This window comes from Acinetobacter sp. AG1, assembly GCF_001005525.1.
In the GTDB taxonomy this organism is placed as follows: Bacteria; Pseudomonadota; Gammaproteobacteria; order Pseudomonadales; family Moraxellaceae; genus Acinetobacter; species Acinetobacter modestus.
The window spans coordinates 69,080-78,106 of record NZ_LBMZ01000108.1 but is presented as its reverse complement, the minus strand read 5'-3'; the positions used below and the strand labels follow the sequence as shown (position 1 = coordinate 78,106).

Sequence of the window (9,027 nt, the reverse complement as noted above, 5' to 3'; positions counted from 1 at the left end):
AAATTAAATTACATATAAATTTGCATTTAGAATATATTATAAAATTAGATTAAAAAACAGACAAAAAATGTCACTTCTTGATATTTTTTATACTCAATTAAAAAGGCTCATATTGAGCCTTTTTATTATAAAACCATTGCTGCGATCCAGCCAAAAATAAGTAGCGGGATATTAAAATGTATAAATGTTGGCACTACAGTATCCCAAATGTGATCATGTTGACCATCTACACCTAGTCCTGCTGTAGGTCCTAATGTTGAATCTGAAGCAGGCGAACCTGCATCACCTAATGCAGCAGCAGTACCAATCAATGCAATTGTTGCTAAAGGTGAGAATCCAAATTGTACGCAGAGTGGCACATAAATCACTGCCAGCACAGGCACACTTGAGAAAGATGAACCAATACCGATCGTGACAAACAAGCCAATAAATAGCATCAAGAATGCAGCTAAAGCATGATTATCACCAATGATATGTACAACGCCATTCACTAGATGAGTAATGTCACCTGTATGCGTCATGACTGAAGCAAAACCTGCCGCAGAAATCATGATAAAACCAACTAAGGCCATCATCCGCATCCCTTGCACAAACACATCATCGGCTTCTTGCCATTTAAAGATGCCAGAAGCCGATAACACAGCAAAACCAACAAGGCCACCTAAAATCATCGAACCTGAATACAACTGTGCAACTAAGGTTAAACCGATTGCAAGTAAAGCCATGAGCATGGTTTTTTTGGAAATATAAGGTACATTTTCAGCTTCATGCTTCAACTCTTCAGCATCCACCTTGAGATCATATTCAGCTTGTGTTGTTGCTCGTAGTGGTTTATCTAAATCAATGCTTGTAACAGGTGAAATTGATCGATCAACATATTCACGGGGTTTACGATAACTAATAAACACAGCGACTAAAGTACCTAAAACCATACCCAAAACAGGTATCGCCATGCCTATAGGCATCATGCTACGTTCTACATGCAAGCCATATGCAGCCCCAATTTTATTAATATTCCCCATCAGAATTTGTTCAAGGAAAATGGCACCAAAGCCCACAGGTAAGAATATATATGTTCCAACTAAACCCAACGTCAGTACACATGCTGCCGCACGTCGATCAAGCTTTAGATGATTCATCACTTTTAACAATGGCGGAACCAATACAGGAATAAAAGCAATATGAACTGGGATTAGATTTTGAGAGAAAATTGCAGCGATGAGTAAAATCGTTAATAAAAGATATTTCACTTTTTTTTCTTGATTTTTACTGGCTTCCATTCCTAATAAACCAATCAGTTTATGTGCAAGTAAATCTGGTAAACCAGATTTAGATAAGGCTAAGGCAAAAGCACCTAGAACAGCATAAGCCAAAGCAACTTCAGCACCATCTCCCAGTCCTGCATTAAAAGCTTCTACAGTTTGAGAAAGGCTCAGTCCAGCAACCAGACCACCAATAATGGCTGATATGACCAAAGTGAGAACAACAGAAACGCGTGCCAGTGACAAAATAAACATCACGGCAATCGCAATTACGACAGCATTCATGGACAAAATTTAGGAGCAAAAAGAAAGGCGACATTCTAGCAGATTCATTGTATAGAAGCTGAAAATGTCGCCAAATTGCAATCTGTTTTAAGTGATTTTTATTTTGATTAATCCGCTAAACCCTTAAACAGTCTGGCGTTTTACAAAATGACGGATTAGTTCAGCAATTTTGGTTGGCTGACTTAGAACTGCCCAGTGATTGGCATCAAGTTCAACATATTCAAAGTTTTCAACCCATTTTGGCATTGATTCTGTAATGTACTCAGGGCTAACAAATGCATCGCGTTTTAATACAATCGCCTGTACAGGACATTGAGCATAGCGTTGGCGTGGTTGAGTCAGTGAAGGAATAAAGTTAGCACGATACAGATTAATACCGTATTTACCATCTGACACAATATTTGCATTTAATGGCAAGTTTTGTTTTTTCTCTAAGCCACTTAAAATCTTACCCCACTTTTCTGGACTAAAGAAAGTCCATACGGTTGGAGCAACTAATGGCAAATGGAAAGCACCAATATACCAAGATTTAGTCAGCATTTTCAGTACATTACTTGGTGCAGATTTAAACTTTTCACGCAAATATAAAGAAGCATGATCCAAGCAAGGGCCTGAGATTGTTGTATAAGATAGTAATCGGCCTTTTAACTTAGGTTCAGTTGCGGATTCCCAAGACTGTAAAGAACCCCAGTCATGCGCTGCCATATGGAAATTGCGGTTTGGTAACACTTGATCAACGACTTCTTGTAAATCCAAAGATAAACGCGGTAATCGATAGTCTTTAATACGCTTTGGAATTGATGACAAACCTGCACCACGAACATCGTAAGTAACGACATAATAGTCATCAACCAATTGCTCGATAATCGGTTCCCATACTTCTTGATTATCGGGATAACCATGTACTAACACCAATGGTGTTTTCTTTTCATCACCCCATGTTTTGACACAGAGGCTTTGTTGGTCAGAAGTGGTTACTGTTTTTACTTGTGCTTGCATAATTCTTTCCCATTTTGTTTTCTATCGGCTTGGTTATAAAACAGCCATTGCCAGCGATGCACTAAAAATGATACTTATGGAGTATGAATAGAGTTGTAAGAAAAAAAATTGACCATGAAAGACTTTTTCAAAAAAATTCGAACCATTCCAGCGATTTCTAAATTTATGCTGAATCACTATTCCCCTTATCGTGGGGCAGGCATTGCAATCGAAACATTTGATCTTGATCGTTACTTCATTCGTGTCAAAATGCCGCTGACTAGAAAAAATCGTAATATTGTCGGGACGCATTTTGGGGGCAGTTTATATTCGATGGTTGATCCCTTTTATATGCTGATTCTCATGCATCATTTAGGACATAAATATATTGTTTGGGACAAAAGTGCTTCTATTAATTTCCTGTCACCTGGTCGTAGTGAGGTCGTTGCCGACATTAAACTAAGTAAAAATGAAATTGATGAAATCAAACGATTGGCAGAAAATTATGAACCTGTTTTACGTCATTACACGCTAAATATTTTAGATGATGCAGGAACACGAATTGCAGAGGTTGAAAAAATTTTATATATACGTCGGAAGAAGCCCAAAGCAAGTTCTTCAAGATGAACCTAAATATAAAATGCCTGCAAACAATAGCAGGCATTTACTAAAATTTTAATTCATATTACTTTTTCTTTTCTTGGATTGCAGCACCTGCGCCACCACCGATTGCACCACCAATTGCGGCACCAGTATCACCACCAAAAATAGACTTACCAATCACAGAACCAATACCTGCACCAATTGCACTACTTGTGGTTGAATTACTACTACCACCCTTGGCATTTGCACCTACACCAGCACCTGCTGCTGCACCTACACCCGCTCCTAAGCCGCCACCTACATGATTACCTACACCACCACCAACTGCACCACCCAATGCTGCTGCACCAATACGCTGATCAGATGCGCTCATGTTTTGGCAGCCTGTAAACATCAAAGTAGATAATACTAATGTTGAAATTAAACCAATTGTTTTTTTCATGTCCAAAACTCCTCAATTTTATAGTCTAAGCATAATCTGATTTTTGTTAGAAAATAATCAGATTATGTAATTGCTCTAAGTGCATTCTTTTCTTTTTGTAATAAAATAAACTAAATGGGAGAATCTTTGATCAATACAGTACTACACTGCTGATTGAATTATGTTATTAAAAATGAAGTCAAAGTTCCAATCTAACCAGCATGAAAATAAAATGTGTGGCTCAATGTAGAAATACAATTTAACAGGGGCGAAAAAATGACAAGATTTATGCTATCCATGTTGATCTTGATGAGTTTGAATTCAGCAACTCAGGCAAATTTTTTCAAGTTCCAAACATTAGCAAAAGTAGAATCACTTAAAAATATTGCTTACGGTAATGATTCCCAACAAATGATGGATATCTATTTCCCATCTAAACCACACACTGATAATAATCTAGCCCCAATCATCGTTATGGTACACGGTGGTGCTTGGAGTATAGGTGATAAAAATAATGCTGCTGTAGTAAAAAATAAAGTCGATTATTGGGGTAAACGAGGGTGGCTTTTGATCTCCGTTAATTACAGATTAGTTCCAAATGCAACCGTACAGCAACAGACTCAAGATATATCAAACGCTTTACTTTATATTCAAAAACATGCAAATGATTGGCAGGCAAACTCAAAACGGCTTATTTTGGTAGGGCATTCTGCTGGTGCACATTTAGTTAGCTTGGTTACTGTACGGCCCTCGTGGTTAACTCCACAACCGCAACCTTGGCGAGCAACCATTGCCTTAGATAGTGCTGCTTACGATATCGAAAAAATAATGCAAAATCGGCATGCTCGATTTTATGATCGAGCCTTTGGTCAACAACCTGAAAACTGGAAAGCCCTATCTCCGATCTTACAACTACATCAAAGTTTACCTGCATTCCTTGCTGTTTGCTCAACCACTCGCCCTGATCAACCCTGTATACAGGCTCAACAATTTATTCAGCAAGCACAAAAACTTGGGACATCCGCACAATTATTATCACTCCCACTTTCACATCGTGAAATAAATAGATCTTTGGGAGAAGATAATGCATATACCCAACAAGTGAATCAATTTATACAATCACACTAATTTATATCTATGAAAACTTAGTTTAGTTTTCTAAATACAATCATTTTGCTATTTTCAAACATAAAAAAGGCACCCAAAGGTGCCTTTTTTAATTCGTTAAGACTTAGAACTGGTCTGAGTTCAACGCTTGACTAAATGCTTGGTCAACTTCACTGAAATCGTTATGAAGTTCAAATTCAGCAGCTTCTGCCTCTTGACGACGACGCTCTAAGTGATATGCAAGACCTGTACCCGCTGGGATCAAGCGACCCACAACAACGTTTTCTTTCAAACCACGTAAATCATCTTCTTTACCTGTTACAGCAGCTTCAGTTAACACGCGTGTTGTTTCCTGGAACGATGCAGCAGAGATGAATGAGTCAGTAGAAAGCGACGCTTTGGTGATACCCATCAATTGACGTTCAAATTTCGCTGGGAACTTGTTCTGAGCCAAGACAGCTTGGTTCTCTTGAACAACGCGGATGTAATCCACTTGCTCGCCTTTGATGAAGCTTGTATCACCGCCATCAGTGATATCAACTTTACGCAACATTTGACGTACAACAACTTCAATGTGCTTATCGTTGATTTTTACACCTTGGAGACGGTAAACATCTTGAACTTCGTTCACGATGTAGTTCGTTAACGCAACTTCGCCTTTCAAACGTAAGATGTCATGTGGGTTTTGTGGACCATCAGAAATGGTCTCGCCACGGTTCACATGCTCACCTTCGAACACGTTGATCGTACGCCATTTTGGAATTAACTCTTCATAAATCTCAGAGCCATCATCCGGGCTGATCACTAAACGGTTCTTACCTTTGGTCTCTTTACCGAAGCTTACAACACCTGATACTTCTGCAAGAATCGCATGTTCTTTCGGCTTACGTGCTTCGAACAAGTCAGCTACGCGTGGAAGACCACCGGTAATATCACGGGTACGTGAAGTTTCTTGTGGTACACGACCAAGTACATCACCCACACCAATCGTTGCGCCATCACGGACAGTAACGATCGTGTTTTGTGGTAAGAAGTAGAACTGTTCGCCGCCATCGGTTGTATCTAACACGATTGCAGGACGTAAATCTTTACCAGAAGCAGGACGAGCTGTTACAGGCAAGATTTCAACAGTGGTCATACCTGTTGCATCATCAGTTTTAGATGTTGCAGTTACGCCATCAGCGATTTGGCTGAAACGCGCTTTACCAGCAACTTCGGTAACAAGTGGATGTGTATGTGGATCCCAAGTCGCCACGATACCGCCCGCTTCTACAGCTTCACCATCTTTCAACAAGATGCTCGCACCGTAAGGAAGTTTATAGCGCTCACGCTCACGACCTAAATCATCCGCAATACCAATTTCACCTGAACGTGAAACTGACACTAAGTGACCTTTGGCATGTTGTACAGTTTTCACGTTGTGGAAACGTACAGTACCTTTGTTACGTACTTGAACACTGTTTGCAGCAGACGTTCGGCTTGCAGCACCACCCACGTGGAAGGTACGCATGGTTAACTGTGTACCAGGCTCACCAATTGATTGTGCAGCCATTACACCCACCGATTCACCTGGGTTCACCAAGTGACCACGTGCAAGGTCACGACCATAACAACGCGCACATACACCGAATGTTGATTCACATGCGATAACTGAACGTACTTTAACTTCATCGACACCCGCTTCTTCAAGCTGAGCAGCAATTTTCTCGTCAATTAACGTACCACGTGGAAGTACAACTTCATCATCAGATGCACGACGCACATCTTCAGCAGTTACACGACCCAATACGCGATCGCGTAACGGTTCAATAACGTCACCACCTTGAATGAATGGTGTCATCACTAGGCCACCCGCTGTACCACAGTCAGATTCAGTAATAACCAAATCTTGTGCTACGTCTACAAGACGACGTGTCAAGTAACCAGAGTTCGCAGTTTTCAATGCGGTATCGGCCAAACCTTTACGCGCACCGTGTGTCGAGATGAAGTACTGAAGTACCGTCAAACCTTCACGGAAGTTTGCTTTAATTGGGGTCTCAATGATCGAGCCATCCGGCTTCGCCATCAAACCACGCATACCCGCAAGCTGACGGATCTGCGCCGCACTACCACGGGCACCCGAGTCAGACATCATATAAATCGAGTTGAATGATTTCTGCTTCTCGTCTTCACCTTGTTTGTTTTTCACAAGTGTATAAGACAAGTTATCCATCATCGCTTTCGCAACTTGGTCGTTGGTACGCGCCCAAATATCGACAACTTTGTTATAACGCTCACCCGCAGTTACGAAACCTTGCTCAAACTGTTGTTCGATTTCACGAACTTCGGTTTCAGCTTTATCGATAATCGTATGCTTGGTTGGTGGAATCAACATGTCTTCCATACCAACAGATACACCTGAACGCGTCGCTTGACGGAAGCCCAAATACATCAATTGGTCAGCGAAGATAACGGTATCTTTCAAACCAAGTTTACGGTAGCAAGAGTTGATTAACTTAGAGATGTTTTTCTTAGTCATCTCAAGGTTGATCGATTCAAAGCTTAAACCTTGTGGAACAACTTCCCACAACAAGCAGCGACCTGGTGTTGTATCAACAATAATAGTTTGCTTTTCACGCTGACCATTTTCATCGATTACAGTTTGGTGTACACGTACTTTTACGCGTGCATGGATCGCAACTTTACCCGTCGCTAATGCACGGTTAACTTCGTGAGTATCGGCAAACACCATGCCTTCACCTTTGGCATTTACCGCATCACGTGTGATGTAGTAAAGACCTAAGACAACGTCCTGAGAAGGAACGATGATCGGCTCACCATTTGCAGGTGACAAGATGTTGTTGGTTGACATCATCAACGCACGTGCTTCTAACTGTGCTTCCAATGTTAATGGAACGTGTACCGCCATTTGGTCACCATCGAAGTCGGCGTTAAACGCAGCACATACGAGTGGGTGAAGACGGATTGCCTTACCTTCGATCAGAATAGGTTCAAATGCTTGAAGACCTAGACGGTGAAGTGTTGGCGCACGGTTCAACATGACTGGATGTTGACGAATTACAGAAGCAAGAACGTCCCAAACTTCTGGGGTTTCACGCTCAACCATTTTCTTCGCAGCTTTAATGGTTGTTGCCTGACCAGATGCTTGTAGTTTTGCGAAAATAAATGGCTTGAACAGTTCAAGTGCCATCTTCTTCGGAAGACCACATTGGTGAAGACGTAAAGTAGGACCAACGGTAATCACCGAACGACCTGAATAGTCAACACGCTTACCAAGTAAGTTTTGACGGAAACGACCTTGTTTACCTTTGATCATATCTGCCAAAGATTTCAACGGACGTTTGTTCGAACCTGTAATTGCACGACCACGACGACCGTTATCAAGCAACGCATCAACAGACTCTTGTAACATACGTTTTTCGTTACGTACGATGATGTCTGGCGCAGCAAGGTCAAGAAGACGCTTCAAACGGTTGTTACGGTTGATCACACGACGATATAAATCGTTCAAGTCTGAAGTCGCGAAACGACCACCTTCAAGTGGTACAAGCGGACGTAAGTCTGGTGGAAGTACAGGAAGTACGTTCATCACCATCCATTCAGGCTTGTTGTTTGAATCTTTGAATGCTTCCATCAATTTCAAACGCTTAGACGCTTTTTTAAGTTTCGTCTCAGAGGTTGTTTGTGGAATTTCTTCACGTAAACGCGCAATCTCAGCTTCAAGATCGATATCTTTTAATAGATCCTGAACTGCTTCTGCACCCATTTTCGCAGTGAATTCATCACCGTGTTCTTCAAGTGCATTGTAGTATTCTTCGTCTGTTAAAAGTTGATACTTTTCAAACGGAGTCATACCAGGATCAGTAACAACATAAGATTCGAAATACAATACGCGCTCGATATCACGTAGTGTCATATCAAGAAGTAAACCGATACGGCTCGGTAATGATTTCAAGAACCAGATGTGTGCAACTGGAGAAGCAAGGTCAATATGACCCATACGCTCACGACGAACTTTTGCAGTTGTTACTTCAACGCCACATTTTTCACAAATGACGCCTTTGTATTTCATACGCTTGTATTTACCACACAAGCATTCGTAATCTTTTACTGGACCAAAAATTTTGGCACAGAACAAACCGTCACGTTCAGGTTTAAAAGTACGGTAGTTAATGGTTTCAGGCTTTTTAACTTCACCGTGAGACCATGACTTAATCATCTCTGGTGACGCAAGACCAATACGGATACGGTCAAATTCAACAGGTGCATGACCTTCTGAATCCGTTTTCTTACGCATGATATCGAGCAAGTCTTTCAATTTTTTTCTCCGTGTGTCGGGGAGCTACGCTCTTCCGACTGGGTCACAAATAT

The 9,027-nt window shown here is 41.1% G+C and carries 6 protein-coding genes; 2 read left to right on the top strand and 4 right to left on the bottom strand.

The features are described from left to right. Window positions 1–125: 125 nt before the first annotated feature. Both AAV96_RS08320 and AAV96_RS08315 read right to left on the bottom strand, forming a co-directional pair. Window positions 126–1,547 (bottom strand): Na+/H+ antiporter family protein, encoded by a 1,422-nt coding sequence (locus AAV96_RS08320; RefSeq protein WP_046738964.1) that lies wholly within the window; start codon window positions 1,545–1,547, stop codon window positions 126–128. 123 nt (window positions 1,548–1,670) lie between these two features. Continuing rightward, window positions 1,671–2,546, bottom strand: a complete 876-nt coding sequence (locus AAV96_RS08315; protein ID WP_004659337.1) for an alpha/beta fold hydrolase — start codon at window positions 2,544–2,546, stop codon at window positions 1,671–1,673. A gap of 114 nt (window positions 2,547–2,660) precedes the next feature. On the opposite strand from AAV96_RS08315, the gene AAV96_RS08310 reads away from it, so the two are divergent. Then, complete coding sequence (locus AAV96_RS08310; protein ID WP_046738963.1) at window positions 2,661–3,152, top strand: DUF4442 domain-containing protein; 492 nt, start codon at window positions 2,661–2,663, stop codon at window positions 3,150–3,152. Between the two features lie 58 nt (window positions 3,153–3,210). Here AAV96_RS08310 and AAV96_RS08305 read toward each other — a convergent pair whose 3' ends face one another. Continuing rightward, entirely contained in the window at window positions 3,211–3,570 is a 360-nt protein-coding gene (locus tag AAV96_RS08305; RefSeq protein ID WP_004659341.1) for a YMGG-like glycine zipper-containing protein, read from the bottom strand. 255 nt (window positions 3,571–3,825) lie between these two features. Between AAV96_RS08305 and AAV96_RS08300 the strand changes: the two genes are divergently transcribed. Next, the gene (locus AAV96_RS08300) at window positions 3,826–4,677 is read left to right on the top strand and encodes an alpha/beta hydrolase (RefSeq protein WP_046738962.1); all 852 of its coding nucleotides are present in this window, start codon (window positions 3,826–3,828) and stop codon (window positions 4,675–4,677) included. A gap of 103 nt (window positions 4,678–4,780) precedes the next feature. On the opposite strand, the gene rpoC is transcribed toward AAV96_RS08300, so the two are convergent. Further along, window positions 4,781–8,974 carry a DNA-directed RNA polymerase subunit beta' gene (gene rpoC, locus AAV96_RS08295; RefSeq protein WP_005218640.1) on the bottom strand — a complete coding sequence of 1,398 codons (4,194 nt, stop codon included), beginning with the start codon at window positions 8,972–8,974 and terminating at the stop codon, window positions 4,781–4,783. Between the last annotated feature and the right edge of the window lie 53 nt (window positions 8,975–9,027).

Coding starts and splice junctions, on each gene's coding strand:
- AAV96_RS08315 (WP_004659337.1), bottom strand. CDS start 2,546: ATGCAAGCACAAGTAAAAACAGTAACCACTTCTGACCAACAAAGCCTC.
- AAV96_RS08320 (WP_046738964.1), bottom strand. CDS start 1,547: ATGAATGCTGTCGTAATTGCGATTGCCGTGATGTTTATTTTGTCACTG.
- AAV96_RS08300 (WP_046738962.1), top strand. CDS start 3,826: ATGACAAGATTTATGCTATCCATGTTGATCTTGATGAGTTTGAATTCA.
- AAV96_RS08305 (WP_004659341.1), bottom strand. CDS start 3,570: ATGAAAAAAACAATTGGTTTAATTTCAACATTAGTATTATCTACTTTG.
- AAV96_RS08310 (WP_046738963.1), top strand. CDS start 2,661: ATGAAAGACTTTTTCAAAAAAATTCGAACCATTCCAGCGATTTCTAAA.